Origin of the sequence: Phytopseudomonas daroniae (assembly GCF_004327285.1) — a bacterium.
GTDB classification, from domain to species: domain Bacteria; phylum Pseudomonadota; class Gammaproteobacteria; order Pseudomonadales; family Pseudomonadaceae; genus Aquipseudomonas; species Aquipseudomonas daroniae.
In genome coordinates this window covers 104,852-131,342 of the sequence record NZ_QJUI01000011.1, presented here as the reverse complement: position 1 = coordinate 131,342, position 26,491 = coordinate 104,852, and the positions used below count along the sequence as shown (strand labels likewise).

28 protein-coding genes, 3 tRNA genes and 1 pseudogene are annotated in these 26,491 nt (G+C 60.0%); 25 read left to right on the top strand and 7 right to left on the bottom strand.

Annotated features, from left to right (window positions below):
* The first annotated feature begins 324 nt into the window (after nucleotides 1–324).
* From gacA to DNK06_RS14105, 10 genes are all read left to right on the top strand, one after another.
* Nucleotides 325–969 carry a response regulator transcription factor GacA gene (gene gacA, locus DNK06_RS14155; protein WP_131180634.1) on the top strand — a complete coding sequence of 215 codons (645 nt, stop codon included), beginning with the start codon at nucleotides 325–327 and terminating at the stop codon, nucleotides 967–969.
* Entirely contained in the window at nucleotides 956–2,794 is a 1,839-nt protein-coding gene (gene uvrC, locus DNK06_RS14150) for an excinuclease ABC subunit UvrC (protein WP_131180633.1), read from the top strand. The genes gacA and uvrC overlap by 14 nt, the downstream gene beginning before the upstream one ends.
* Nucleotides 2,795–2,827: 33 nt before the next feature.
* On the top strand, nucleotides 2,828–3,388 hold the full coding sequence (gene pgsA, locus DNK06_RS14145) for a CDP-diacylglycerol--glycerol-3-phosphate 3-phosphatidyltransferase (RefSeq protein WP_131180632.1): 561 nt from the start codon (nucleotides 2,828–2,830) through the stop codon (nucleotides 3,386–3,388).
* 66 nt (nucleotides 3,389–3,454) lie between these two features.
* Nucleotides 3,455–3,530, top strand: a tRNA-Gly gene (locus DNK06_RS14140).
* 39 nt (nucleotides 3,531–3,569) lie between these two features.
* Nucleotides 3,570–3,643: transfer RNA gene (locus DNK06_RS14135), tRNA-Cys, on the top strand.
* A 324-nt stretch (nucleotides 3,644–3,967) separates the two neighbouring features.
* A complete protein-coding gene (locus tag DNK06_RS14130) occupies nucleotides 3,968–4,504 on the top strand; it encodes a hypothetical protein (protein WP_131180708.1) in 537 nt (178 codons plus the stop codon).
* A gap of 633 nt (nucleotides 4,505–5,137) precedes the next feature.
* Nucleotides 5,138–5,389, top strand: coding sequence for a DUF1652 domain-containing protein (locus DNK06_RS14120; protein WP_131180630.1), 252 nt, complete (start codon nucleotides 5,138–5,140; stop codon nucleotides 5,387–5,389).
* 93 nt (nucleotides 5,390–5,482) lie between these two features.
* On the top strand, nucleotides 5,483–5,734 hold the full coding sequence (locus tag DNK06_RS14115) for a hypothetical protein (RefSeq protein WP_131180629.1): 252 nt from the start codon (nucleotides 5,483–5,485) through the stop codon (nucleotides 5,732–5,734).
* A 92-nt stretch (nucleotides 5,735–5,826) separates the two neighbouring features.
* Entirely contained in the window at nucleotides 5,827–6,162 is a 336-nt protein-coding gene (locus tag DNK06_RS14110) for an ElaB/YgaM/YqjD family protein (protein WP_165493632.1), read from the top strand.
* 185 nt (nucleotides 6,163–6,347) lie between these two features.
* Nucleotides 6,348–6,434, top strand: a tRNA-Leu gene (locus DNK06_RS14105).
* Nucleotides 6,435–6,567: 133 nt separating this feature from the next.
* On the opposite strand, the pseudogene DNK06_RS14100 reads toward DNK06_RS14105, so the two are convergent.
* Together DNK06_RS14100 and DNK06_RS14095 are read right to left on the bottom strand one after the other, a co-directional pair.
* A pseudogene (locus DNK06_RS14100) lies at nucleotides 6,568–6,789 on the bottom strand (outer membrane protein OmpK); the annotation flags it as partial.
* Between the two features lie 129 nt (nucleotides 6,790–6,918).
* Nucleotides 6,919–7,170 carry a hypothetical protein gene (locus tag DNK06_RS14095; RefSeq protein ID WP_131180627.1) on the bottom strand — a complete coding sequence of 84 codons (252 nt, stop codon included), beginning with the start codon at nucleotides 7,168–7,170 and terminating at the stop codon, nucleotides 6,919–6,921.
* 147 nt (nucleotides 7,171–7,317) lie between these two features.
* Here DNK06_RS14095 and galU point away from each other — a divergent pair, with 147 nt between their 5' ends.
* Nucleotides 7,318–8,154, top strand: a complete 837-nt coding sequence (gene galU / locus DNK06_RS14090; protein WP_131180626.1) for a UTP--glucose-1-phosphate uridylyltransferase GalU — start codon at nucleotides 7,318–7,320, stop codon at nucleotides 8,152–8,154.
* Between the two features lie 44 nt (nucleotides 8,155–8,198).
* Here galU and DNK06_RS14085 read toward each other — a convergent pair whose 3' ends face one another.
* Nucleotides 8,199–8,621, bottom strand: coding sequence for a VOC family protein (locus tag DNK06_RS14085; protein WP_131180625.1), 423 nt, complete (start codon nucleotides 8,619–8,621; stop codon nucleotides 8,199–8,201).
* A 119-nt stretch (nucleotides 8,622–8,740) separates the two neighbouring features.
* Here DNK06_RS14085 and gorA point away from each other — a divergent pair, with 119 nt between their 5' ends.
* The 3 genes from gorA to DNK06_RS14070 all read left to right on the top strand — a co-directional run bounded on the left by gorA (nucleotide 8,741) and on the right by DNK06_RS14070 (nucleotide 12,147).
* Nucleotides 8,741–10,096, top strand: coding sequence for a glutathione-disulfide reductase (gorA, locus tag DNK06_RS14080; RefSeq protein ID WP_131180624.1), 1,356 nt, complete (start codon nucleotides 8,741–8,743; stop codon nucleotides 10,094–10,096).
* A 7-nt stretch (nucleotides 10,097–10,103) separates the two neighbouring features.
* On the top strand, nucleotides 10,104–10,727 hold the full coding sequence (locus DNK06_RS14075; protein ID WP_131180623.1) for a trimeric intracellular cation channel family protein: 624 nt from the start codon (nucleotides 10,104–10,106) through the stop codon (nucleotides 10,725–10,727).
* 325 nt (nucleotides 10,728–11,052) lie between these two features.
* The gene (locus DNK06_RS14070; RefSeq protein ID WP_242674672.1) at nucleotides 11,053–12,147 is read left to right on the top strand and encodes an FAD-binding protein; all 1,095 of its coding nucleotides are present in this window, start codon (nucleotides 11,053–11,055) and stop codon (nucleotides 12,145–12,147) included.
* A gap of 12 nt (nucleotides 12,148–12,159) precedes the next feature.
* Here DNK06_RS14070 and tcyN read toward each other — a convergent pair whose 3' ends face one another.
* From tcyN to DNK06_RS14050, 4 genes are all read right to left on the bottom strand, one after another.
* Nucleotides 12,160–12,909 (bottom strand): L-cystine ABC transporter ATP-binding protein TcyN, encoded by a 750-nt coding sequence (tcyN, locus tag DNK06_RS14065; RefSeq protein ID WP_131180622.1) that lies wholly within the window; start codon nucleotides 12,907–12,909, stop codon nucleotides 12,160–12,162.
* 34 nt (nucleotides 12,910–12,943) lie between these two features.
* On the bottom strand, nucleotides 12,944–13,612 hold the full coding sequence (tcyL, locus tag DNK06_RS14060; protein WP_131180621.1) for a cystine ABC transporter permease: 669 nt from the start codon (nucleotides 13,610–13,612) through the stop codon (nucleotides 12,944–12,946).
* Nucleotides 13,609–14,409, bottom strand: a complete 801-nt coding sequence (tcyJ, locus tag DNK06_RS14055) for a cystine ABC transporter substrate-binding protein (protein ID WP_131180620.1) — start codon at nucleotides 14,407–14,409, stop codon at nucleotides 13,609–13,611. The genes tcyL and tcyJ overlap by 4 nt, the downstream gene beginning before the upstream one ends.
* A 90-nt stretch (nucleotides 14,410–14,499) precedes the next feature.
* Nucleotides 14,500–15,507, bottom strand: a complete 1,008-nt coding sequence (locus tag DNK06_RS14050) for a D-cysteine desulfhydrase (RefSeq protein WP_131180619.1) — start codon at nucleotides 15,505–15,507, stop codon at nucleotides 14,500–14,502.
* 222 nt (nucleotides 15,508–15,729) lie between these two features.
* Between DNK06_RS14050 and DNK06_RS14045 the strand changes: the two genes are divergently transcribed.
* The 11 genes from DNK06_RS14045 to cysP all read left to right on the top strand — a co-directional run bounded on the left by DNK06_RS14045 (nucleotide 15,730) and on the right by cysP (nucleotide 26,407).
* On the top strand, nucleotides 15,730–16,509 hold the full coding sequence (locus tag DNK06_RS14045) for a MetQ/NlpA family ABC transporter substrate-binding protein (RefSeq protein WP_131180618.1): 780 nt from the start codon (nucleotides 15,730–15,732) through the stop codon (nucleotides 16,507–16,509).
* A gap of 461 nt (nucleotides 16,510–16,970) precedes the next feature.
* Nucleotides 16,971–17,864, top strand: coding sequence for a TauD/TfdA dioxygenase family protein (locus DNK06_RS14040; protein ID WP_131180617.1), 894 nt, complete (start codon nucleotides 16,971–16,973; stop codon nucleotides 17,862–17,864).
* Between the two features lie 192 nt (nucleotides 17,865–18,056).
* Nucleotides 18,057–19,100: an ABC transporter substrate-binding protein gene (locus DNK06_RS14035; RefSeq protein WP_131180616.1), complete on the top strand. Its 1,044-nt coding sequence runs from the start codon at nucleotides 18,057–18,059 to the stop codon at nucleotides 19,098–19,100.
* A 5-nt stretch (nucleotides 19,101–19,105) separates the two neighbouring features.
* Complete coding sequence (locus tag DNK06_RS14030; protein ID WP_131180615.1) at nucleotides 19,106–19,969, top strand: ABC transporter ATP-binding protein; 864 nt, start codon at nucleotides 19,106–19,108, stop codon at nucleotides 19,967–19,969.
* Between the two features lie 13 nt (nucleotides 19,970–19,982).
* A complete protein-coding gene (locus DNK06_RS14025) occupies nucleotides 19,983–20,849 on the top strand; it encodes an ABC transporter permease (RefSeq protein ID WP_131180614.1) in 867 nt (288 codons plus the stop codon).
* Between the two features lie 160 nt (nucleotides 20,850–21,009).
* On the top strand, nucleotides 21,010–22,026 hold the full coding sequence (locus DNK06_RS14020; protein ID WP_131180613.1) for an ABC transporter substrate-binding protein: 1,017 nt from the start codon (nucleotides 21,010–21,012) through the stop codon (nucleotides 22,024–22,026).
* Between the two features lie 164 nt (nucleotides 22,027–22,190).
* Nucleotides 22,191–22,856 (top strand): amino acid ABC transporter permease, encoded by a 666-nt coding sequence (locus DNK06_RS14015; RefSeq protein ID WP_131180612.1) that lies wholly within the window; start codon nucleotides 22,191–22,193, stop codon nucleotides 22,854–22,856.
* On the top strand, nucleotides 22,837–23,496 hold the full coding sequence (locus DNK06_RS14010) for an amino acid ABC transporter permease (RefSeq protein ID WP_131180611.1): 660 nt from the start codon (nucleotides 22,837–22,839) through the stop codon (nucleotides 23,494–23,496). The genes DNK06_RS14015 and DNK06_RS14010 overlap by 20 nt, the downstream gene beginning before the upstream one ends.
* Nucleotides 23,493–24,254 (top strand): amino acid ABC transporter ATP-binding protein, encoded by a 762-nt coding sequence (locus DNK06_RS14005; RefSeq protein ID WP_131180610.1) that lies wholly within the window; start codon nucleotides 23,493–23,495, stop codon nucleotides 24,252–24,254. The genes DNK06_RS14010 and DNK06_RS14005 overlap by 4 nt, the downstream gene beginning before the upstream one ends.
* Entirely contained in the window at nucleotides 24,251–25,150 is a 900-nt protein-coding gene (locus DNK06_RS14000) for a transporter substrate-binding domain-containing protein (RefSeq protein WP_131180609.1), read from the top strand. Before DNK06_RS14005 ends, DNK06_RS14000 begins: the two co-directional genes overlap by 4 nt.
* A gap of 243 nt (nucleotides 25,151–25,393) precedes the next feature.
* Nucleotides 25,394–26,407, top strand: coding sequence for a thiosulfate ABC transporter substrate-binding protein CysP (gene cysP, locus DNK06_RS13995; protein ID WP_131180608.1), 1,014 nt, complete (start codon nucleotides 25,394–25,396; stop codon nucleotides 26,405–26,407).
* Nucleotides 26,408–26,491: the final 84 nt, after the last annotated feature.

Here is a 26,491-nt window from a genome sequence, read left to right as displayed (position 1 = left end):
TACAGTGATGGTGAGGCTTGTAAAAGTCAATCTGCCTTCTCGTTCGCGTCGATGGTCTTATCTACTCGTGTTCCGATGACGGAGTCGAGGAGGCCAGGGCGCTGTAGAAGGCTGGCACCAGGTCAGGCTAATAGCGACCTTGCTTATCAAGGCCTCTACTTCAATATGTTTTTCGTCATTTATTAGCGTCTGCGGAGGGTGAGAGCATTTGACCATGCGCCTATACTTGACGTTCGGAGTTAACTCAGGCGTCAGGTTTTTTGATATGGTGCGGTTCTCCCAGGCAGTCGCTGTGCGGCGCTCGCGCAGGTACGAGGTGTTCGTTTGATTAAGGTATTGGTTGTTGATGATCATGACCTCGTTCGTACGGGCATTTCGCGCATGCTGGCCGATATCGAGGGCCTGCAAGTCATCGGTCAGGCCAGTTCCGGCGAGGAATCGCTGAAGAAGGTTCGTGAGCTGAAGCCGGATGTTGTCCTGATGGACGTGAAAATGCCTGGCATCGGTGGCCTCGAGGCCACCCGCAAACTGATTCGCAGCCATCCCGACCTCAAGGTTGTAGCTGTCACCGTTTGCGAAGAAGATCCGTTTCCTACGCGTCTTTTGCAGGCGGGTGCCGCCGGCTATCTGACCAAAGGCGCCGCGTTGGAGGAAATGGTTCAGGCCATTCGTATGGTCTTCGCTGGGCAGCGCTTCATTAGCCCGCAGATTGCCCAGCAATTGGCCCTCAAGTCGTTCCAGCCACAGAGCAGCAATTCGCCATTCGATTTGCTCTCCGAGCGTGAGATCCAGATCGCCCTGATGATCGCCGGTTGCCATAAAGTGCAGAGCATTTCCGACAAGCTCTGCCTGTCGCCCAAGACGGTGAACACCTACCGCTATCGGATTTTCGAAAAACTGTCGATCACCAGCGATGTGGAGCTGGCGTTGCTGGCAGTCCGTCATGGCATGGTCGATGCCACCAGCTGAAGTCATTGCCGTGTTCGATGCAAGTGCCTTTCTCGCCACCTGCAGTGGTCGCCCAGGTGTGTATCGCATGTTCGATGCGAACTCCAACCTGCTGTATGTCGGTAAAGCCAAGAACCTGAAGAAGCGCCTTGCCAGCTACTTTCGCAAGACCGGCTTGGCGACCAAGACCGCCGCGCTGGTCGGCAAGATCGCCCAGGTGGAAACCACCATCACCGCCAACGAGACCGAGGCGCTGCTGCTCGAGCAGACGCTGATCAAGGAATGGCGGCCGCCGTACAACATCCTGCTGCGCGACGACAAGTCCTATCCGTACGTATTTTTGTCGGATGGCGACTATCCACGTCTGGATATTCATCGTGGCGCCAAGAACCGCAAAGGGCGCTATTTCGGGCCGTACCCGAGCGCCGGCGCGATCCGCGAAAGCCTGGCACTGCTGCAAAAGACCTTTCTGGTGCGCCAGTGTGAAGACAGCTACTTCAAGAACCGCACGCGGCCCTGCCTGCAGTATCAGATCAAGCGCTGCAAGGCGCCCTGTGTCGCCCTGGTCGAACCGGCCGAATATGCCGAGGATGTGCGCCACTCGGTGATGTTCCTGGAAGGGCGTAGCAACGCCCTGAATGCCGAGTTGTCCGCGAACATGCAGCAGGCGGCCATGGAGCTGGATTTCGAGAAGGCTGCCGAACTGCGTGACCAGATGGCCCTGCTGCGTCGTGTGCAGGATCAGCAGAGCATGGAAGGCGGCACTGGCGACGTCGACGTTATCGCCGCCATGGTCAATCCGGGCGGCGCCTGCGTACACTTGATCAGCGTGCGCGGCGGGCGCGTGCTTGGCAGCAAGAATTTCTTTCCCCAGGTGGCGATCGAGGAAGAGGTGCAGGACGTGCTCGTGGCATTCCTCGGCCAGTACTACCTGGGCAGCCAGGAGCGCGACCTGCCGACCGAGTTGATCGTCAACGCGCCCCATGAAGACTATCCCGTCCTGATCGCCGCCATCAATGAGCTGCGCGGGCGTGAGCTGGGCATCAGCTACCGTGTCCGCGGCACCCGCGCGCGCTGGCAAGCGCTGGCCGTGACCAACGCCGAGCAGGCGCTGGGCGCCCGGCTGGCCAACCGTGCGCACATGGCGGGGCGCTTCGACGCCCTGGCCGAGGCGCTGGACATGGACGAAGTGCCACAGCGCCTGGAATGCTTCGATATCAGCCACTCCAGCGGTGAGGCGACCGTCGCCTCCTGCGTGGTGTTTGGCCCTGAAGGCCCTCTCAAATCGGACTATCGGCGCTACAACATCGAGGGTGTGACCGGCGGCGACGACTATGCCGCCATGCACCAGGCGCTGAGCCGTCGCTTCAGCAAGATCAAGCAGAACGAGGGCAAGCTGCCGGATATTCTGTTGGTCGATGGCGGCAAGGGCCAATTGGCGATGGCCCGCGAGGTGCTGACGGAATTGGAAGTGCCAGAACTGATCCTGCTTGGTGTGGCCAAAGGCACTACGCGCAAACCCGGCCTGGAAACCCTTTATCTGAATGATGCTGCCCACGAGTTCACCCTGCCGGGTAATTCACCGGCACTGCACCTGATCCAGCAAATTCGCGACGAATCGCACCGTTTTGCCATCACTGGGCACCGTGCCCGCCGTGGTAAGGTGCGGCGCACCTCAAGTCTGGAGGAGGTGGCTGGAGTAGGGCCGAAGCGACGCCGTGAACTGCTCAACCACTTTGGTGGTCTGCAAGAGTTGTCCCGTGCCAGTGCCGAAGAAATCGCTAAAGCGCCCGGTATCAGTAAAAAGCTGGCAGGGTTGATTTATGCAGCCCTGCACAGCGAGTAGAATGCCGCCTCACCTAACCGCCCAGTCGAGCCGATGAATATCCCCAACCTCCTAACGGTGCTCCGCGTTCTGCTGATCCCGATCTTCATCCTGTTGTTCTACATGCCATTTTCGTGGAGCTACTGGGCTGCCAGCGCGGTATTCGCCTTTGCCGCCGTTACCGACTGGCTCGATGGCTATCTGGCGCGTCGCTGGGAGCAGAGCACGCCGTTCGGCGCTTTCCTCGATCCAGTTGCCGACAAACTGATGGTCGCCACCGCACTGGTGCTGCTGGTCGCCGAACACGCCAACCTGTGGCTGACCGTACCGGCGACCATCATCATCGGCCGCGAGATCGTCGTCTCTGCATTGCGCGAGTGGATGGCCGAGCTGGGGGCGAGGGCGCATGTGGCCGTGTCCAGCCTGGGCAAATGGAAGACGGCCGCGCAGATGGTGGCGCTGGTGATCCTGCTCGGCAACCCGCCGCTGTTCGGCTTCTGGGTGCTGATCGGCTATGTATTGTTGATCATCGCAGCGGTACTGACCCTGTGGTCGATGGTGCAATACCTGCTGGCCGCCTGGCCGCACCTCAGCGTAACCGCAGAAAAGAAATAACTTTTTCGAATCAAGAGCTTGACTGGGCGTTGCGAAGCTATAGAATGGCGCCCGTCGACAAGACAAGCGGGAATAGCTCAGTTGGTAGAGCACGACCTTGCCAAGGTCGGGGTCGCGAGTTCGAGTCTCGTTTCCCGCTCCAATTTCAACGGGCCGTCACGTACGGCCCGTTCGGTTTAAAGGCTGAGTAGCAGAGTGGTTATGCACCGGATTGCAAATCCGTGAACGCCGGTTCGATTCCGACCTCAGCCTCCAAATAGAAAGCCCCGTGGTTACTGACCATGGGGCTTTTTCTTTGCGTGCGATTTGATGGCCGGCTTCAACACGTGGGTGTGCTTTGAAATCCGCTGTCGCGTAAGTGATGCTGGTTGGGGCTGGCGTGATTCCCGGCGGATCGGAATTATAGTGCGCGAAATAAAAGAAGATCACGAACCTTGATTTTGCTGGCCACAACTGTGCAAGGGTTGATGCAGGGCCGGAGAGAATCTGGTGTTGGTTGATATCGAGAAGGACGATCAATGTGAACGGCAAACTCCTGCGGCTTTCCAAGCAATGTACTCATTGCCCGCGGTAACCGTTGTGTCTCTGATCGCTACCCCCGATTCACCCGAAACTGAAACATCCGCCAGCGACTCCATGATGTTTGGTACGCCGAAGGAGCGCCTGGATTTCTATCGCAAGGAAATTCATTACGAGACCGGCCAGTTGTCGAGCCGCACCAACGCCTACCTGGGTGCACAGTCGTTTCTGGTGATCGCCTATGCGTCTTCGATGGCCAATACCAACGAGACCTGGGGCGATCTGTTCACGCTGATCATTCCTGTGTTGCTGGTTTTGCTGGGGATCGTCAGTTCTCTGAGCGCATGGCCTGGTATCAGGGCTTCTGCAGCGATCATCGGGCACTGGCAATTCAAGCAGGACACCCTGCTGCGCAGCGAACCCCGATTCGGGCATGCCTATGATGATTCGCCGCTGTTCTGTGAAACCGAGGCCTGTGAAGAGCGCTACCGCAAGTCGTTGCTGTTCTCGCTCCGGGCGCCCTGGTTGTTCAGCGCGTTCTGGGGAATTCTGGGCGCGTTCTCGGTATGGCTGCAGCTTTCGACTGCCAATATCTGATGGGATCAGGCCACCTCGTGGCCTGTTGATCCTGCTGGCCACGTGATGGAGTGGCGGTAGCCTTATGGCGAAATGGGGTCGCTGGCCGGGAAGGTCTCCTCGAGCGCGTTATCCATGCGGGACTCCCTATCCTGCAGTTGGCTACTGGCTTTCGGAGCTGGACCTCTATCTCGCTCTGGAGCTGATGCGCCTCGCTCGTCCTGGGTGCCCTCTCGCTCACAGGCGCTCAACAGGCCTTTGAGCTGGCAATGCCCCGTTATTCCGCGCTTCGCAATCATCGTTGACGCCGCGATTTTTATCAAACCGCGGATCCCGCCCTGCTTGATGCCGCTAGCAACTCCCATTATCCCAACGGCTAGTGAGAGTAAACGCTCGGTACCTTCAACATTGTTCGCGTGCATGTGACACCTCATCGGCTATTGGGCTCACCCTCGCATGGGGTGGTGAGAATAGGGAGGGGTGTCACTGATGCAAGGTTCAGGGATACTTACCAGTGGTTGAACAGGCTGAGACGATGCATTTTTGAATGGCCAAGACTTGCCAGCCGATAGACGGGACAAAATGCCTCATGCCGGGCGATTTTATACGGACTAAACTCCGAGGGTCGTCAACATTGAGGAAGGAGGTTCCAGGATGATGTCCGTTCTCGAACAGCGCCACATCGTCGAATGTGCGTTTCTACCCCTGGCCTGCAAGTGCTACATAGATGGCAGCGAGTCGGTGACTATCCAGATCAGGGATCCGGTCACTGCGCAGGTTTACCTGAATGTCACCGGCATTTCGCGCGCCGAGTTGTCGACCTCGCGGCAGATATCTCAGTTGGTGGCGCAGCTACGCCAGGATCTGCGCACGCTGAATTCAGGGAGTGATCGCAAGCAGGCCTGATGCCGTCGTCCGCGCTCGCGGTCAGACAGAGTGAACTGCCTCCACATCCCGCAGCCTCAGTTAGCAAGACTGACTATTGAGGAGGATGACGATATGGACGGTGGAAAATTCGATGGCTACGACCTCGAGCGCTTCCATTCGCTGCTGGCTGAAGAGCTGGGGCTGACGGAGGATGAGCTGGAAACCTGGATGGAAGAAGAGCGCGAGCGCGTCGATGAGGACGGCCAGTTGATCGGCCACGCCATTACGTTCAAGCACGATATGCCATTCGATCTGCGCGCCCGTGTGCGGGGCATGGCCGGCGATCATGTCGCTCATACCGGGCTCATCGAACTGGACTCTTGAGGGCCGAATGGCCGTGATCGGCAAAAAACCTGAACTCTGGCGATCAGCGGCACCTCCAAAATAGCGTCAATCACTTTATGGAGTATTCGCTAATGGCTCGTAAAACTTCGCTGGAAAGCGGCCTGGATCAGTTTCAGCAGGAAAGCGCCAAGGAATTGAAGAAACTTCTCGACCAGGCCAGCAAAGCGCTGGGTGATGCCGAGTCCTTTTCTGGCGACAAGGCAAACGAGGCCCGTGAGAAAGTGATCGCGCTGCTTAATGAAGCCAAAGGCTCGATCACCGACAAAAGCCGCGAGGCCGTCGAACTGGGTCGTGAAACCATTGGTAACGCTCAGGATCGCATCGAAAGCAATCCTTGGACTTCCGTTGCCGTCGCCTCGGGTTTCGGTCTGCTGATCGGCCTGCTGGTCGGTCGCAGCAGCAAGTAAATCGATACCGGCGGCGCACACCTGAGGTGCGACCCGCCTGAATCGATCAGGCCGTAGCTGCGTGGTCAGCTCGCGGTCAACGAAATAGCCTCGTAGATCACTGATTTACGAGGCTTTTTATTGCATGCTTTAACCTTGCAGCGTCGCCTGGGGGTGTATATAGTCCAGCCCTCGCATATTTCGCTGCCCCGATGGTGAAATTGGTAAACACAGCAGACTTAAAATCTGCCGACCGCAAGGTCTTGCCGGTTCGATTCCGGCTCGGGGCACCATCTGCGGCATCAAGCTGCAAACCCTCCGTGCGATTTCTCTCTGTCATCTTTGATCATTACGTCACGAGCCATCGAATGGAGCGTGCGTAGCCTTGTCGCCATCTCGCAGGCGACTAGGGCCGACCACTGCCTGGAAGTGAGCCTTGACCAGCAGACTGATGGCGCTCTGGTTGGTGCCGCCCAGGTTTTCGTCACCCAGCGGGCTGTCGTTGTCGATGCCGTACTTGTGCTTCCAGTAGCCGTACTCGACGCTCACGTAGAACTTCCTGCCCTAACTCATGGCCTTGGCCAGGTCGTACTTGATCTGCGGGTTGATGTGCAGGTTGGCGTGGTAGCTGTCGTCGTTGTCGACCACCTAGTCGATGCTGTGCCGGATCGTGCCGATATCGGGTGGCCGGCAGATATGAGAACGCCGTTTTCTCATCGCGAGAAAACGGCGTTGGTGGCAGCGCTCAATACAGTGCCGTGATGGCCTGGCGGCGGATCAGGCGTCGAACTGTTTGGCCGCTTCGACGCCAGAGGCGCCGAGCTTGATGGGGTAGTGGATGGACAGTTCACCATCAGTGCTCGAGACACTGCCGTCCTGAATCAGCCCGCTGTCCTGCAGGTGTTTGAGAATGTCGACGACCGCGTGTTCGCCGCGGAAATTATCCAGCACCTCCTTGCCCAGGCCGGCAGGGTGGGCATGCAGCAGGCGGGTGAGAACCTCTTTCTTCAAATCATTGTCAATGGACATGCGAACCTCGCGTCGCGGTGGGTTTCACCGTTTTTGACTGCCTGGCCGCGCAAACGTTTTAGGTGTTTACCGTCCTGCCGTTGTAAGCAGCAGGCGTCCTGATAAACTGCTGCGGCATCGATAACCCTCTCTCATTCAGGGACTTCCATGATCAAGAAATGCTTGTTTCCCGCCGCTGGCTACGGCACTCGTTTTCTCCCGGCAACCAAGGCCATGCCCAAGGAAATGCTGCCGATCGTGAACAAGCCTTTGATCCAGTACGGCGTGGAGGAGGCGCTGTCTGCCGGTCTCAACGAGATTGCCATGGTGACGGGCCGCGGCAAGCGCGCCCTGGAAGATCACTTCGACATCAGCTACGAGCTGGAAGAGCAGATCCGCGACACCGACAAGGAGAAGTACCTGGTCGGTATTCGTCGTCTGATCGACAACTGCAGCTTCTCCTATACCCGTCAGGTGGAAATGAAGGGCCTGGGGCATGCGATTCTCAGTGGCCGCCCACTGATCGGTGACGAGCCGTTCGCCGTGGTGCTGGCCGATGACCTGTGCCTGAACCTGGAAGGTGACAGCGTACTGAGCCAGATGGTCAAGCTGTACAACCAGTTCCGCTGCTCGATCGTGGCCGTCCAGGAAGTGCCGATGGAAGAAATCCACAAGTACGGCGTGATTGCCGGCGAGATGATCCGCGACGATATCTACCGTGTGAACAGCATGGTCGAGAAGCCGAAGCCGGAAGACGCACCGTCGAACCTGGCGATCATCGGCCGTTACATCCTGACCCCGGATATCTTCGGGCTGATCGAAAAAACCGAGCCGGGCAAGGGTGGTGAAATCCAGATCACCGACGCGCTGATGAAACAGGCTCAGGATGGTTGCGTACTGGCCTATAAATTCAAGGGGCAGCGTTTCGACTGCGGCGGCGCAGAAGGCTATATCGAGGCGACCAACTTCTGCTACGAGAACCTCTACAAGACCGGTAGGGGCTGAATGGCTCGCTGACAAGAAAACCGCCTTCGGGCGGTTTTTTCATTTCAGCTTTCGTTGATCGGCCTGGCACCCGGCCCCAGCGGTTGGCCGTAGCTGAACTCGATGTAATGGCCCGCGGGATCCTGCACACCACAGTAATAGCCAACTGGGTAAGGCTCGTCGCGTTGTGCCCAGATCAGGCAACCGGCGGCCTCGGCTTTGGCGGCGATGGCGTCGACTTCCTCGCGGCTCTGCAGGGCGAAACCGAAATGGCTGTAATCGTTGGCCGCCAGGCGCCGCGGCTCGCCGCCGGGCATGATCACGAAGATGAATTCGCTTTCCCGACCTGGTTCTGCCATCCACACGATCTGCGAACCCTTGCCGGGCCGCCGGTGGATGACGTGCATTCCACAGAAGTCTTCATAGAACGCGATGCAGGCCTGCAGATCCGGTACGTGCAAAGCCAGGTGGGTGAGGGTTGGGCGCATGATCGGGCTCCTTCATTAATGACTCTAGACTGGCCAAACGAACGATAAGTTTGACCTATGCAGCGGGCGGGCAGGGCGCTTCGTTTACGGTATGCTCTGCATCTGTTCAGGAGGCTGTAATGACCTACGATTTCGATCTGTTTGTTATCGGTGCCGGTTCCGGCGGTGTACGTGCGGCGCGTTTCTCCGCGGGTTATGGTGCGCGCGTGGCCGTGGCGGAAAGCCGTTATCTGGGTGGTACTTGCGTCAACGTTGGTTGCGTGCCGAAGAAGCTCCTGGTGTACGGCGCGCAGTTCGCCGACGATTTCGAACAGGCCCAGGGCTTTGGCTGGACGCCCGGCGAGGCCACGTTCAGCTGGCCGACGCTGATCGCCAACAAGAACCGCGAGATCGAGCGCCTCAATGGCATTTATCGAAAACTGCTGGTGAACAGTGGTGTGACCCTGCTCGAAGGCCATGCGCGCCTGCTCGACGAGCACAGCGTCGAAGTCGACGGCAAGACGTACAGCGCCGAGCGCATTCTGATCGCTACCGGTGGCTGGCCGCACATCCCCGATATTCCAGGGCACGAGCACGCGATCAATTCCAACCAGGCGTTCTTCCTGGAAGAGCTGCCCAAACGCGTTCTGGTGATGGGGGGTGGTTATATCGCTGTGGAGTTCGCCTCGATCTTCAACGGCCTCGGCGCGCAAACCTCGCTGCTGTATCGCGGCGATCTGTTCCTGCGTGGCTTCGACAATTCCCTGCGTACGCACCTGCATGAAGAACTGGGCAAGCGTGGTCTGGATGTGCAATTCAATACCGATATCGCGCGGATCGACAAGCAGGCCGATGGTAGCCTGCAGGCCACCTTGAAGGATGGCCGCACCCTGCAGGCCGATTGCATCTTCTACGCCACCGGGCGGCGGCCGATGCTCGACAATCTGGGGCTGGAAAACACCTCCATCAGCCTCGATGACAAGGGCTATATCGAGGTCGACGATGAGTACCAGACCAAGGCGCCGTCGATCCTGGCTATCGGTGACGTGATTGGCCGCGTACAACTGACACCCGTGGCTCTGGCCGAAGGCATGGCCGTGGCACGCCGCCTGTTCAAGCCAGAGGAATACCGCAAGGTCGATTATCGGATGATCCCGACCGCGGTGTTCAGCCTGCCGAATATCGGCACCGTGGGCCTGAGCGAAGAGCAGGCGCGCGAAGCCGGGCACGAGGTGAAAATCTTCGAAAGCCGCTTCCGGCCGATGAAGCTGACTCTGACCGAAAGCGATGAGCGCACCCTGATGAAGCTGGTGGTAGATGCCAAGACGGATCGCGTGCTGGGTTGCCACATGGTCGGCCCCGATGCCGGCGAGATCGTGCAGGGTCTGGCGGTCGCGCTCAAGGCGGGTGCGACCAAGCAGGTGTTCGACGAGACCATCGGCGTTCATCCGAGCGCGGCCGAGGAGTTCGTCACCCTGCGCACGCCGGTGAACTGACTTGTCGATGAGCCTGCTGTTCTACCTTGCGGATCTGTTCGGGGTGGCGGTGTTCGCCATCACCGGCGCGCTGATGGCTGGGCGCAAGTCCATGGATCTGTTCGGCGTGCTGGTGATCGCCATCATTACCGCGCTCGGTGGCGGCACCTTGCGCGATGTGATCCTCGACAACCACCCGGTCAGCTGGATTCGCAACGACACCTATATCCTGGTCGCCTCGCTGGCCGCTGTGGGTACGGTGATCTGGGTGCGCCTGACCCGACCGATCCACGAAAAGGGCTTGCTGATCGCCGATGCCTTTGGCCTGGCAGTGTTCACCGTGATCGGTACCGAAGTCGCCCTGCAGTACGCCATGCCATCCAGCACGGCGGTGATCATGGGCGTGATGACCGGCGTTGCCGGTGGCGTGATGCGCGATGTGATCTGCAACGAGATCCCGCTGATCTTCAAGAAGGAGATCTACGCCACCGCCTGCCTGGCCGGCGCCGTGACCTTCGTGCTGCTGCGCATGCTGGAAACGCCGCACTGGCTGGATACCGGCATTGCCATGCTGGTGGTGCTGGTGATTCGGCTTGCAGCGATCCGCTGGCACTTCTCGCTACCCCGGTTTCACCTGCTCGACCGCGACTGAAGCGCTCCGGCGTCAAGGGTGCGGCGAGCGTTCACATGATCTCTGTACCCGTTTGTATTTACCAAGGAAGGTCGATGCGCCGTTTGCTCCTGTGTCTGTGCGTGCTGAGCCTGGGCGTTGCCGCTCGGGAGGTCGTCAATGACGTGACAGGCCTCAACCCGGTTGCGGTCGAGCGGGTGATCGTGCCGCGCAGCGAGCAGGAGGTCATCGATGCGCTGCGCAACCATGCAGGGCCGATCAGTATCGGTGGTGGCCGCTACAGCATGGGTGGGCAGACGGCCTCGATCAGATCCTGGCATTCTCCGCCGAGCGCCGCGAGATCCGCGTGCAGAGCGGCATCACCTGGCGTGCGTTGCTCGAATACATCGACCCGTACGACCTCTCGCCGCAGATCATGCAGTCCTACGCCAACTTCACGGTGGGCGGCTCGCTGTCGGTCAATGTGCACGGCCGTTACGTGGGCGAAGGCCCGATCGTCGGTTCGGTGCGGGCCATCCGCGTTGTGCTGGCCGATGGCAGCGTGGTGGACGCCAGCCCGACCCACAACATCGCATTGTTCCATGGCGCGATTGGCGGCTACGGTGGCCTGGGGGTGATAGTCGAAGCCACGCTGGGCCTGGTGGAGAATACCCGCATCGCCCGGGAAAGCCAGGTCATGCCGCTGCAGGAGTACCGCCCTTGGTTCTACCGTGAGGTCGCCTCGCAGGCGGATCTGGTGATGCACAACGGCATTCTTTATCCCGACGATTTTTCTACGGTGCGTGCGGTGTCCTATCGGCGTACTGACGCTGCGTTGACGGAAGTCGAACGGCTGATCCCCACGCAGCAGGGCAGCCACCTGCAACGGGCCGGGATTCGCCTGAGCGGATCGCCTTCGGGCATCAAACTGCGTGAAACGACGCTCGACCCTCTGCTGTTTCGCAACCCCAAGGTGCAATGGCGTAACCGCGAGGCCAGCCTCGATGTCAGCGAGCTGGAACCGATCTCCGGCCCCGGCTTCAGTTATGTGCTGCAGGAGTATTTCGTACCGCCGGCACAACTGGAACGTTTCATCGGCGAATTGGGGCGCCTGACCCATCAGCATCAGGCGACGCTGATCAATGTCTCCATTCGCCATGCCAAGGCGGATCCCGATACCTTGTTGAGCTGGGCTCCCGAGGAGGTCTTCGCCCTGGTGCTCTACTACCGTCAGGGCAGCTCGGACAGCGAACGGCAGAAAGCAGCGGCCTGGACGCGCGACTTGATCGCCGCCGCGCTACGCTGCGGCGGGCGGCACTATCTGCCTTATCAGATCCACGCCAGCCGCGAGCAGTTTCTGCAGGCTTATCCACGCGCGCCGGAGTACTTCGTGCTCAAACGCCAGCTGGATCCCACCTACAAGTTTCGTAATCGCCTGTGGGATGCCTACTACCCGCTGTGACTATCGGTCACTTCAGGTGTTGCCGAGAAACTTGCTGAGAAACTGCTGGGTACGTACCTGTTTGGGCGCGCTGAACAGCTCGCGGGCATCGCCCTGTTCGACGATCACGCCCTTGTCGATGAAGATGGCGCGGTTGGCCACGTCTCGGGCGAAACTCATCTCATGGGTGACGATGACCAGGGTGCGCTTTTCTTCGGCCAGGGCGCGAATGGTCGCCAGCACTTCACCCACCAGTTCCGGATCCAGCGCCGAGGTGGGTTCGTCGAACAGAATCACATCCGGTTCCATGGCCAGTGCACGGGCAATCGCCACACGCTGTTGCTGGCCACCGGAGAGGCGTTTGGGATACGCATCCTCCTTGCCGGCCAGGCCGACCTTGGCAAGCAACTGGCGGCCACGCTCGAGTGCTCCGTTGCGTGGCTGTTTCTTGACCACCACCGGGCCTTCGATAACGTTCTCCAGCGCGGTGCGGTGCGGGAACAGGTTGAAGTTCTGGAACACGAACCCCACATGCTGACGCAGCTTGCGGATCAGCCCCTGTTGCTGGCTGATGGGTTTGCTGGCGTCGACTTCGATGTCACCCACGCGAATGCTGCCACCATCGGGCGTTTCCAGCAGGTTCAGGCAGCGCAGCAGGGTGGTCTTGCCCGAACCGCTGGGGCCGATGATGGCCACCACCTCGCCGGGGGCGATGCTCAGGTCGATGCCGTCGAGAACGGTCTGGCCCTTGAAGGCCTTGGTCAGGTTGCGAACGGTGATCATGCTTCGCTCTGTATCCGAGTGTGGGCGAGGGCCATTAGTTTTCCGCCTCGTGGCGGTTTACCCGTGCTTCCAGGCGGCTCTGCAGATGCGCCAGCAGGCTAGCGAGAATCCAGTAGATCAGCGCGGCTGCCAGGTACATGGTGAAGATTTCGAAAGTACGGGCGGTGATCAACTGTGCCTGGCGGAACAGTTCCGGCACCTGGATGGTGGCTGCCAGTGCGGTGTCCTTGACCAGCGAGATGAAGCTGTTGCCCAGCGGCGGCAAGGCCGTACGCGCTGCCTGGGGCAGAATGGTGCGAATCATGGCCTGGGTTTTGCTCATGCCGATGCTGGCCGAGGCCTCCCACTGACCGCGATCAATGGAGGCGATCGCCGCACGCATGATTTCCGCTACATAAGCGGCCATATTCAGCGAGAAGCCGATCAATGCAGCGCTTAACGGTTCCAGCTGAAGCCCCAACTGCGGCAGGCCGTAATAGATCATGAACAGCTGCACCAGCAGCGGTGTGCCCCTGAAGAAGGAGATATACACCCGGGCCAGCCAGCCCAGCGGCGCAATGGCGTAGAGCCTGAGTAGCGCAAGCCCGAAGCCGAGCAGCATGCCAAAGAACATGCCGCCAAGGCTCAGCACAACCGTCCATACCGCGCCCTTGAGTAGAAAGGGCAGTGAGTCCAGCGCCAGCTGGAGGCTGTCTTGCATCATTGGGTGACGTCAGCCTTGAACCATTTTTCAGAGATGGTTTTCAGGGTGCCGTCGGCGCGCAGCTTGGCAATGGCTTCGTCGATGGCGGCGAGCAATTGCGGGTTGCCTTTGCGCAGTGCCACACCCGCTTCCTGACGGGCGAATGGTTCGCCTGCGACGGCCAGGGTGTCGCCGGTCTTGCTGATCAGCTCGAAAGCGGCCAGGCGGTCGCCCAGAATTGCATCGACGCGACCAACGCGCACATCCTGGTTGCGGGTGGCGTCATCGTCATAGGTGCGGATATCGGCCTGTGGCACGTTCTCTTTCAGCCAATGCTCGTAGTTGCTGCCCAGCACCACACCGACTTTCTTGCCGTTGAGGTTTTCCGGCTTGCCGAACTGATCTTCCTGGCCCTTGCGCGTCAGCACCTGAATGCCAGATACGGTGTAAGGCGTGGAGAAGTCGTACTTCTTCTTGCGCTCATCCGAGATGGTGACCTGATTGATCACGACATCCAGTCGCCCTGACTCGAGAGAAGCAAGAATGCCGTCCCATTTGGTGGGTTGAAAGCTGGCATCCACGCCCAGTTCTTTTGCCAAAGCGTTGGCGAAGTCCACTTCGAAGCCAGCGAGCTTGCCGCTTGCGTCCTGGAAGTTGAACGGTGGATAGGTGCCTTCGAGGCCCACCTTGATGCTGCCGTTGCCCTTGATTTTCTGCAGCAGATCGTCTGCGGCAAATGCCTGGCTACCGAGGCCGGCGCAGAGGGCCAGACTAAAACTGCCGATAAGGAACTGGCGACGCAATGTTGTGAATGTCATAGCTGAGCCTCTGGTCTTGTTGTGTGCGAAGTGCGGCACTCTAATGGGTCTAGGTATATTCGATAAAATAATAAAAAATTATTTATATATTCATTTTTGTTGATCAGTCAGGGACTGGTAAGCGAACAGCGCTGGAGTGCCGCCGGTATGCAGGAAGACCACCGGTCTGCCGTCTTCGAATGCACCAGTCTGCAGTCCGTCCAGCAGGCCCGCGAAGGCTTTTCCGGTGTAAACCGGATCGAGTAGAAGCCCCTCGTTGCTGGCCAACAGGCTAATGGCATCAAGGGTGCCGGCATTGGCCTCGCCGTAGCGTGGTGCGAAATAACCATCCCAGAGTTCGATGGAAAGCGTCTCGGGCACCGGGATACCGAGTAGTTCGGCAGTATGTTGTACCAGGCTGGCAACCTTGGGGCGCTGGGCATCGGCACTACGCGATACGGTAACGCCAACCACCCGCCAGTCAGGCAGCAGGTAAGCCAGGGCGAGAGCGATACCGGCATGGGTCGCACCGCTGCCGGAGGCCAGCACCAGCGTGCCGGCAGGGATCTGCACCTGTTCGATCTGCTCGGCCAGCTCCAAACCGGCTTTGACATAACCCAGTGTACCCAGGGCATTGGAACCGCCGATCGGGATCACATAAGGGCGCTTGCCAGCCGCGCGCAGGTGCTCGGCTTTGGCCATCAGCTGTATGTCGGCGTCTTCCAGGGTGTCGACGTGTTCCACGCGGGTACCGAACAGATCGAGGAGTAGGCGGTTGCCATTATTCAGGTAGTTCTGATCCTGGGTGCCGATGGGGTTTTCCAGCAGTGCCACGCAGGACAGGCCTAGCTGTGCCGCCAGCGCGGCGGTCTGCCGTACGTGGTTGGACTGGATGGCGCCCGCGGTGATCAGGGTATCGGCCTGTTGTATCAGCGCATCGCTGCCCAGGTATTCCAGCTTGCGTGCCTTGTTGCCGCCCAATGCGAAAGGCGTCAGATCGTCACGCTTGATATGGATGTCACGGCCGAAATGGCGGGACAGCCGTTCGAGGCGCTGCAGTGGTGTTACATGAGGAACCAGTTCGAGCCGCTCGAAGCGGTTCAGAGCTTCACTGATCATGGGGATTCACTGCCGGAAGGTGAGGATGGGTATCACTGTAGAAGTGAGCCCGAAACACAACAAGCGAATTTACTCATGCTTATTCTTTAAATGAATAACAAGATGAATTAAAAGTATTTCGTTTGAATAAAGACGGGCCGTATCGTCAGCGCGCCGACCTACCCGGAATGGCCAACACGATCATGCCGTTGTCGATCCAACGGTAACCATACGAGAACAATCATGAAAAAAACACTTCTGCTGGCCGCACTGGCCTCCGTTCTGTCCACCACCGCATTCGCCGCCGAAAAACTCAGCGTAGCGGCAACCCCGGTTCCCCATGCCGAGATTCTCGAACTGATCAAGCCGAAGCTGGCAGAGCAGGGCATCGACCTGCAGATCAAGGTATTCACCGACTACGTGCAGCCCAACCTGCAGGTCGAGCAGAAGCAACTGGATGCCAACTACTTCCAGACCAAGCCTTATCTGGACGGTTTCAATGAAAGCCGCGGCACCCACCTGGTGATCGTCAAGGGCGTGCACGTCGAACCCTTCGGCGGCTACTCCAGCAAGTACAAGAGCCTGAAGGATCTGCCGGACGGCGCCACCATCGCCATCCCCAATGAAGCCAGCAACAGCGGCCGCGCTCTGCAACTGCTGCAACACGCCGGCCTGCTGACCCTCAAGGATCCGACCTATATACAGGCCACGCCGAAGGATCTGGCGACCAACCCGCACAACTTCCAGTTCAAGCAACTGGAAGCGGCGATGCTGCCGCGCGTGCTGGATCAGGTCGACCTGGCGCTGATCAACACCAACTACGCGCTGGAAGCCAAGCTCAACCCGACTGAAGACGCTCTGGTGCTCGAAGATAAGGATTCACCGTACGTGAACTATCTGGTCTCGCGTCCGGACAACCAGAACAGCGAAGCCATCAAGAAACTCGCTGACGCACTGACCAGCCCGGAGGTGAAGGCATTCATCGAGAAGAAGTACTCGGGCGCTGTAGTACCCGCGTTCTAAGACGTGGCGAGCTCACGCTCGCTGCCGCCGCTGCTGACCACGCCGACAGAGGCAAAGCCTCTGTCGGCGTTTTTTATGGCCGTCATATTTTATAGCGCTGTAGCACCGTTGAACTGCTTGCGAAATGCCCCGGGCAATATGCCGACGACCTCGGCAACGGCCACTCCCTGCTTGAGCAGTCGTGAGACCTGGCCATCGGCATCTTCTGCTGGGCTTTCTGCTCGATGCCGCTGCGAGGTGGCTGCACGGGCGTTGGAGCCATGCTTGGGGTGATGATGGCGCACCGATGATCCAGCCATAAGTTAATTCTAAAACGATATTTAAAAGCTGATTCTTATGCCTATATAGTTCGCATATGCGTACCCGCTGGCTAACCGGCGCGCCGCACGACTGAATACAGGTGCCGAACACCTGCTTCTGAGATGCGCCTTGCTGGCGCCCTTACGTGTGGAGTTGCGCGAATGTCTGCCGTGTCCTTGAGTTCTGCTATCCATCAGCCAACGCAGAATTTTGAAGTACGCCCCTTTTCCGCTGCTGTCGGTGCCGAGATCGTCGGCCTCGACCTCAGCCGTCCGCTGAATGACGCCGATTTCGCCCGCGTTCACCGCGCTCACCTCGACTACAACGTGGTGGTGTTTCGCGACCAGCGTATTACCCCGCAGCAGCAGATCGATTTCAGCCGTCGTTTCGGCGTGCTGCAGATCCACGTGCTCAAGCAGTTCCTGCTGGCCAACCACCCGGAAGTTTTCATCATTTCCAACATCGTCGAGAACGGTCAGCCGGTCGGTCTGGGCGATGCCGGCAAATACTGGCACTCGGATCTGTCCTATAAGGAATTCCCTAGCCTGGGCTCCATGCTGCTCGCCCAGGAGCTGCCGGAAGAGGGCGGCGATACGCTGTTCGCCAGCCAGCAACTGGCCTACGAGACACTGCCGGCCGAGCTGCGCCAGGCCATCGATGGCAAGCGCGCCGCGCATTCCTACACCGCCCGTTATGCCGATGAAGTGTTCAAGGGTATCCGCCGCCCGACGCTGACCGAGGCGCAACTGGCCGAGGTCAAGGCGGTGGTGCATCCGGTGGTACGCACCCACCCGGAAACCGGGCGCAAAGGGCTGTTCGTCAACGAGAACTTCACCACCCATATTCTCGACGTCCCCGAGGACGAGAGCCGGCAGATCCTCACCGAGCTCAACGCCCACAGTGCGAAGCCCGAATTCATCTACCGCCACCAGTGGCAGCCGAACGACATGGTGTTCTGGGACAACCGCGCGCTGATCCATCTGGCGACCGGCTGCCCGAGCCATCTGCGCCGGCGCATGCACCGCACAACAATCCAGGGTGACGTGCCGTTCTGACAGGCTGCTGAAAACTACCTGCGTTGCCATCGCTGCGTTAAAAACAGGCTCAAAATGCTCATGTACTACTCGTACACTCCGCTTTCTCGCCTGTTTTTGCCTTGCGCTGCCTGCCTCGCCTACGTTTTTCAACGACCTGCTAATCGATTCGACACCCTTTAAATTTTTGACCCATTTTCATGGAGCCTCGACATGTCGGCAGGTAAGCGCTTTCCCTTCGTTCCCCGTTTTGGCCGCCTGGCCGGCGGCATCGCCCTGAGTCTGAGCCTGCTGGCAGGCAGCCTGGTCGCGCCGCAAGCGGCTCACGCCGAGGGGCAGATCCGTATCGCCGAGCAGTTCGGTATCGTTTACCTGCTGCTCAACGTGGTGCGCGACCAGCAACTGATCGAGAAGCACGGCAAGGCCGAAGGCCTGGACATCAAGGTCAACTGGCAGCAGTTGTCCGGTGGTGCGGCGATCAATGATGCGCTGCTGTCCGGCGCCATCGATATCGCCGGTGCCGGCATTGGCCCGCTGCTGACCGTATGGGATCGCACCCATGGTCGCCAGAACGTCAAGGGCGTGGCCTCGCTGGGCAACTTCCCGTACTACCTGCTGAGCAACAACCCCAAGGTCAAGACCATCGCCGACTTCACCGAGAAGGATCGCATCGCCGTTCCTGCGGTGGGCGTGTCGGTGCAGTCGCGTTTCCTGCAGTACGCCGCGGCCAAGCAGTGGGGCGATGACCAGTTCAACCGCCTGGACAAGTACACCCTGGCGCTGCCGCACCCGGATGCTACCGCGTCGCTGAAAGCGGGCGGCACCGAGTTGACCGGGCACTTCTCCAACCCGCCGTTCCAGAACCAGGCGCTGGAGAACCCGGATGTGCATGTGGTGCTCGACACCTACGAGCTGCTCGGCCCGAACTCGCCGACGGTACTGTATTCCACCGAGAAATTCCGTAACGACAACCCCAAGACCTACAAGGCCTTCGTCGGCGCGCTGGCCGAAGCGGCCGAGTTCGCCCAGAAGGACAAAGGCGCGGCGGCGGACACCTACATCCGCGTCACCGGCGCCAAGATCAGCCGTGAAGACCTGCTGAAAATCATCGACAACGACCAGTTCCAGTTCTCCGTCACGCCCACCAACACCTATCCGCTGGCCGACTTCCTGCACCGTGTCGGCGCCATCAAAAACAAACCGGCCACGTGGCAGGACTACTTCTTTGAAGACGCCGCCATCGGTCAGGGAAGCTGAAAACCATGAATGCCCCTCTGCAAGGCCACACGGCCAGCACATTGGATCGAGGCGCCTTCGACACCCTGTTGCAGGTGAAGAAGGTCAGCCTCGAGTACCGCACCCCGCAGCGCGTCGTACGTGCCACCCACGAAGTCAGCTTCGAGGTGGATCGTGCCGATCGTTTCGTGCTGCTCGGCCCGTCCGGTTGCGGTAAGTCCACCCTGCTCAAGGCGGTGGCCGGTTTTATCGAACCGGTCGGCGGCAACATTCGCCTGGATGGCATCCAGGTGCGCGATCCAGGCCCGGATCGCATCGTCGTGTTCCAGGAGTTCGACCAGTTGCCGCCCTGGAAGACGGTGAAACAGAACGTGATGTTCCCGCTGCTGGCTTCGCGCACGCTCAAGCGTCGCGAAGCCGAGGAGCGCGCCCTGCATTACCTGGAGAAGGTCGGCCTGGCCGCTTTCGCCGATGCCTACCCGCACACCCTGTCCGGCGGCATGAAAGCTCGTGTGGCGATTGCCCGCGCGCTGGCCATGCAGCCGAAGATCCTGCTGATGGACGAGCCCTTCGCCGCCCTCGATGCGCTGACCCGTCGCAAGATGCAGGAGGAGTTGCTGGAGCTGTGGGAGGAGGTGCGCTTCACCCTGCTGTTCGTCACCCATTCCATCGAAGAGGCGCTGATCGTCGGTAACCGCATCCTGCTGCTGTCGCCCCATCCGGGGCGGGTGAGGGCGGAAATCAACAGCCACCAGTACGACCTGCACAGCCTCGGCGGTGTGGGGTTCCAGCAGACCGCACAGCGCATCCATCGCCTGCTGTTCGACGAGGAGGTCGACAGCGGCCATGCCGTCGAGCTGGGCTTCCACGACATCCGCATCGCCTACTGAGGAGAATGAAACCATGAGTCTTTCCCCCGCACGGCGTGAGGAATACGAAATCCCCCTGCAACCGTTGCCCGGCCTCAAAGTGGAGCGCGAGCTGTCCCTGGGGCAGCGTCTTTGGCAGCAGGGCTGGCTGCGCAAGTCGGTGATTCTGTTGGCACTCGCGCTGATCTGGGAAGCCGCGGCGCGCTACCAGGCCAACGACCTGTTGCTACCGAGCTTCCTGCAGACCGCCAAGGCTTTCGTCGAAGGCATCGGCAGTGGTGAGCTGCTGGAGAAGGTGGCGGTTTCGCTGTCGGTACTGGTCAAGGGCTACCTGATCGGTATCGGCATGGCCTTCCTGCTCACCACCCTGGCGGTGTCGACGCAACTGGGCCGCGACCTGCTGTCGACCCTGACCTCGATGTTCAACCCGCTGCCCGCCATCGCACTGCTGCCGCTGTCGCTGCTGTGGTTCGGCCTGGGCGAGAACAGCCTGATCTTCGTGCTGGTGCACTCCGTGCTCTGGGCGTTGGCACTGAATACCTACGCCGGCTTTCTCGGTGTGTCGGAAACCCAGCGCATGGCCGGGCGCAACTATGGCCTCAAGGGCATGCGCTTCGTGCTGTTCATCCTGATTCCCGCGGCGCTGCCGTCGATCCTCGCCGGTCTGAAGATCGGCTGGGCCTTCGCCTGGCGCACGCTGATCGCCGCCGAACTGGTGTTCGGTGCTTCCAGCGGCAAGGGCGGCCTGGGCTGGTACATCTTCCAGAACCGCAACGAGCTGTACACCGACAAGGTATTCGCCGGCCTGGTGGCGGTGATTCTGATTGGCCTGCTGGTGGAGAACCTGGTGTTCGCCACCGTCGAGCGCATCACCGTCAAGCGCTGGGGGATGCAGAGGTAGAGCCCTTCATAGGGTGGATCACGCTTCACCGATCCACCTGTGCGGCCCGACCGATTCACCGATTTCGAGTGCAATGGTGGATGAAAAAAGCGTCAGCTACGCGCCCCGATCCACCCTACGAAACTCACCACGTCCACTGAATGACATAACGAGAAAATTGATGACCAACACATTCAAACTCGGCCGTCTGGCCACTGCTCTGGGCCTGCTTGGCGCCCTGGCAACCCCGCTGGTCGCCCACGCGGAAGGCAAGATCAGCATTGCCCAGCAGTTCGGTATCGGCTATCTGGTGCTGCATGTGGTCAAGGATCAGCAACTGATCGAGAAGCACGCCAAGGCCCAGGGCCTGGACAGCATCGACGTCGAGTGGCGCACCATCTCCGGCGCCACGGCAATGAACGAAGCCCTGTTGGCTGGCGCCATCGACGTGGTCTCGGCCGGTGTACCGCCGATGCTCACCGTGTGGGATCGCACCCACGGCAAGCAGAACGTCAAGGCTGTCGCGTCCCTGGGTTCCATGCCCAACTACCTGCTGAGCAACAAGGCCGAGGTCAAGACCCTGCAGGATCTCGGCGAGAAGGATCGCATCGCCGTGCCAGCCGCCGGCGTGGGCTTCCAGTCGCGCACCCTGCAGATCGAAACCGCCAAGCTGTACGGCAATGCCGACTTCCAGCGTTTCGACAAGATCTCCGTGAGCCTGCCGCACCCGGACGCCACCGCTGCGCTGATCAAGGGCGGCTCGGAAATCACCGCGCATTTCTCCAGCCCGCCGTTCCAGTACCAGGCGCTGGAAAACCCCGACGTGCACAAGCTGATCAGCTCCTACGACATCCTCGGCGGCCAGGCCACGTTCAACGTGTTGTACGCCACCGAGAAATTCCACGACCAGAACCCGAAGACCTACAAGGCCTTCTACGATGCGCTGGTCGAGGCTTCGCAGATCATCAAGGCCGACAAGGCCGCCGCGGCAGAGACCTACATCAAGGTCGAGAACTCCAAGCTGCCGCTGGAGTTCGTGCAGAAGATCGTCATCGATCCGGAAATCGACTTCACCGTATCGCCGGAGCGAACCTTCATCTACGCCGAGAAATTGCATGAGCTGGGCGTGTTGAAGAACAAGGCTGGTTCCTGGAAGGATTACTTCTTCGAGGAAGCCCACGCCAATCCGGGTAGCTGATAACCAGATTGAAAACCGGCACGTGGGCGTCATCCCTTCCCGCGTGCTCCTGGCCATGTACTGCTGCGCACAACGCGGTAGTCGATTTTGGTGTTGACGATGCGTTCGTTCGTGGTAGTCGGGCTGCAGTTGCAAGCCCTTTTGTGTGACGGCGGGTCGCAGCCATGAGCTTCGATTGGCCATTCGTATTGTCGACGCTGCCAGCCTTTCTCAAGGCCGTTGGCGTCACCTTGCAAGTCGGCGCCATCGCCATTGCCTGTTCCTTGCTGGTGGCGTTGCTCAACTCGGCGATTCTGGTCTGGCGCGTGCCGTTCTTGCGGCGCCTGGTCGGCCTCTACGTTGAAGTGGCGCGTAACACCCCCTTGCTGATCCAGCTGTTCTTCATCTACTTCGCCTTGCCGGTGATCGGCATCCGTCTGTCCGGGTTCGCTGCGGCGATCATCGCCATGACCTTTCTCGGTGGCGCCTACCTGACCGAAGTGCTGCGCGCCGGTGTGGAGGCGGTGCCCAAAGCGCAGATCGAGTCGGGGCTGTCCATCGGCCTGTCGCGCTGGCAACTGCTGCGCCACGTGATCCTGCCCCAGGCCGGTTTGCTCAGCCTGCCGGCGCTGTTCGCCAACTTCATCTTCCTGCTCAAGGAAACCACCGTGGTCTCGGCGGTGGCGGTGCCGGAGATTCTCTACACCACCAAGAGCTACATCGCCCTGTACTACAAGACCTACGAGATGCTCGCAGTGATGACCGCCCTGTGCGTGCTGCTGTTCCTGCCGCTGTCGCTGCTGTTGGGTGTACTGGAAAGGAGGCTGCAACATGGCCAGTTCGGGTCTTGAGCTGCTCTGGGTGTCGGCGCCGCAGCTGGCCCGCGGCGCCTGGGAAACCCTGAGCATTTCTGCCTCGGCCATCGCCTTCAGCACTTTGGGTGGCGTGCTCTACGGGGTGTTGCGCAGTCTCGGTTCGGCCTGGCTCGATGGGCTGCTGCGGGTCTACCTGGAACTGTTCCGGGCGATCCCGGTGCTGGTCTGGCTGTATCTGTTCTTCTTCGGGTTGCCGATCTTCGCCGGCGTCAGCGTGCCGAGCTTCTGGTGCGCGGTGCTGGTGTTGTCGTTATGGGGCGCCAGCGAGGTGGGCGAGGTGGTGCGCGGCGGCTTGCGTTCGCTGCCCCGTGGCCAGCGTGAGGCCGGTCTGGCCATCGGCCTGAACACCTGGCAGCTGTACGGCGAGGTGCTGCTGCCCCAGGCGCTCAAGCGCATGACGCCGCCGACCATCAACGTCTATACGCGGCTGATCAAGACCAGCTCGCTGGCGGTGCTGATCGGCGTGGTGGATGTGATCAAGGTCGGTCAGCAGATCATCGAGCGCACCTACGAGTCGGTGCTGATCTACGGCTTCCTGTTCCTGTTTTTCTTTGTCCTCTGTTATCCGCTGTCGGCCGCCTCGCGCGTGCTGGAACGTCGCTGGAGTCATGCATGACCGCGTTGATCGAACTGGATTCATTCAGCAAAAGCTTCGGCGCCACGCCGGTGCTGCGCAAGGTCGACCTGCGTGTCGAGCGCGGCGAGGTGGTGGTGATCCTCGGCCCCAGCGGTTGCGGCAAGAGCACTCTGCTGCGCTGCCTCAATGGTCTGGAGCAGGGGCAGGGCGGCAGCCTGCGTTTCGCCGGGCGCGAGCTGGGCGGCAAGACCGACTGGCGCGCCGTGCGCCAGGAAATCGGCATGGTGTTCCAGAGCTACCACCTGTTCCCCAACAAGACGGTGCTGGAGAACATCCTGCTCGGCCCGCTCAAGGTGCAGAGACGTGCCTTCGGTGAGGCCCTGGCGCAGGCCAAGGCGCTGCTGGAGCGGGTCGGCCTGCTGGACAAGCGCAATGCCTACCCGCGTGAGTTGTCTGGCGGCCAGCAGCAGCGCATCGCCATCGTCCGGGCGCTGTGCATGAACCCGCAGGTGATGTTGTTCGACGAGGTGACCGCCGCCCTCGACCCGGAGATGGTCAAGGAGGTGCTGGAAGTGATCCTCGGCCTCGCCGAAGGCGGCATGACCATGCTTATCGTCACTCACGAAATGGCCTTCGCCCGGGCGGTGGCCGACCGAATCCTGTTCATGGACGGCGGCGTGATCGCCGAACAGAACGACCCTGAAACTTTTTTCAGCAACCCGCAAACCGCACGCGCGCAGCAGTTTCTGGAGAAGTTCTCCTACGTGGAAAACATGCCCAAAAGGAAAGCGCAATGACCTTTAAATCTGCCCTGACATTCCCCTTGCTCGCTGCCAGCCTGCTGATTGGTTGCGGCCCATCCGATGAACCCAAGCAGGCCGCGGCCGAGCCCGCCGCACCGACGCCGCCGGCCGCCGAAGCTGCGCCCAGCGACAGCTACCTGGAGAAGATCAAGGCCCGCGACAAGCTGATCGTCGGTGTCTTCAGCGACAAGCCGCCATTCGGCTTCGTCAACGAGCAGGGCGAGTACGTCGGCTTCGATACCGATATCGCCAAACGCTTCGCCAAGGATCTGCTCGGCGACGAGAAGAAAGTCGAATTCGTGGTCGTCGAGCCGGCCAGTCGTATCCCGTTCCTGCAGAGCGACAAGGTCGACCTGATCCTCGCCAACATGACCGTCACCCCGGAGCGCGCCGAGGCGGTGGATTTCACCAACCCGAACCTGCGCGTCGCCGTTCAGGCCCTGGTGGCCGACGGCAGTGACGTACAGAAGCTCGACGACCTGGCCGACAAGACCACCATCGTCACCACCGGCACCACCGCCGATATCTGGCTGACCAGGAACCATCCGGAGTGGAAACTGCTCAAGTTCGAGAAGAACTCCGAGTCGCTGCAGGCCCTGGCCAACGGTCGTGGCGATGCCTATGCCCAGGACAACCTGGTGCTGTTCAGCTGGGCCAAGCAGAATCCGGGCTATCGCGTCCTCGCCGAAACCCTGGGCGATGAAGCACCGATCGCCCCGGCAGTGAAGAAGGGCAACAGCGAACTGCGCGACTGGGTTAACGATGAGCTGGCCAAGCTGGGCGAGGAGAAATTCCTGCTCAGCCTGTACGATCAGTACGTTCGTCCGGAGCTGGCCGAGGGCACCGATCCAGAAGCGATCATCGTCGAAGGCGGCAAGTGGGAGGAGTGATCCGCCACTGACAACCGCTGCAATGAAGAAAGCCCGCCCGGGAAACCAGGCGGGCTTTTTTCCTTCAATTCTTTTTAGGAATTCAGGTGATTTGCCAAGAGCTGGTTACAGGAAAGAGGAGGGTGAAGGTATTTCTAGTTCATAGAGGAATATGGTTATGATAAATAGATTCTTTTAAGGCATAAGGCCATCAAGCAGACTGATGCCGTCATCCGCACCTACCCCGTAAGGAAACCCTGGATCATGCTGAAGAAACTCCTGTTGGCGACTGCCGTCACCACCTCGCTGCTCGGTAGCGCTGCTGTGCTGGCAGCAGACAAGCCGATTCTCAATGCCTCTTATGACGTGGCCCGTGAGCTGTTCGCCGAGATCAACCCCAAGTTCCAGGCCCACTGGAAAGCCGAAACCGGCAAGGATCTGAAGATCGATCAGTCGTTCGCTGGTACCTCGCGTCAGGCTCAGGACATCATCCAGGGCAAGAAGGTCGACACCGTGACCTTCAACCAGGTTACCGACGTGGATATCCTGGCCAAGCGTGGCCTGGTGCGTAAGGATTGGGCCGAGCAGTTCCCCAATGGCAGCTCGCCGTACTACAGCACCACTGCCTTCCTGGTTCGCAAGGGCAACCCGAAGAACATCAAGAACTGGGACGACCTGGCCCGTTCGGACGTGAAGCTGGTGTTCCCCAACCCGAAAACCTCCGGCAACGCCCGCTACAGCTACCTGGGTGCCTGGCTGTACGCCAACGAAGCGTTCAAGGGCGATGAAGCCAAGATCAAGGAATTCGTCGGCAAGATCCTTCACAACGTCGAGAACTTCCCCACCGGCGGCCGTGGTGCCACCGTGGCCTTCGCACAGAACGGTCAGGGCGATGTACTGCTGAGTTTCGAATCGGAAGTGGTCAATATCGCCAATGGCGAAGAGTTCAAATCCGGCGAGTTCGAAGTGGTGGTGCCGCCGGTAAGCGTGCTGGCCGAATTCCCGGTTGCCGTGGTGGACAAGGTGGTTGACGAGAAGGGCACCCGCGATGTCGCCAAAGCCTACCTAGACTTCCAGTACAGCAAGGACATTCAGAAGCTGCTGACCACTTACCACTACCGTGTGCAAGACAAGGAAGTGGCTGCCGAAACCGCAGGCCAGTTCCAGGATCTGCGCCTGATCAACCCGACCGAAGTCCTTGGTACCTGGGACGAGATCACTGCCAAGCACTTCGATGGCAATGCTATCCTTGACCAGCTTTTGGCCGAAGGTCGCTGATCGTCTAGTATCGATCTGCTGCGCGTCGGCCCTGCAGCGTTGGAAACAGGCCGCTTTGCCTGTTTCCACGGGGGCGCCTAGCCC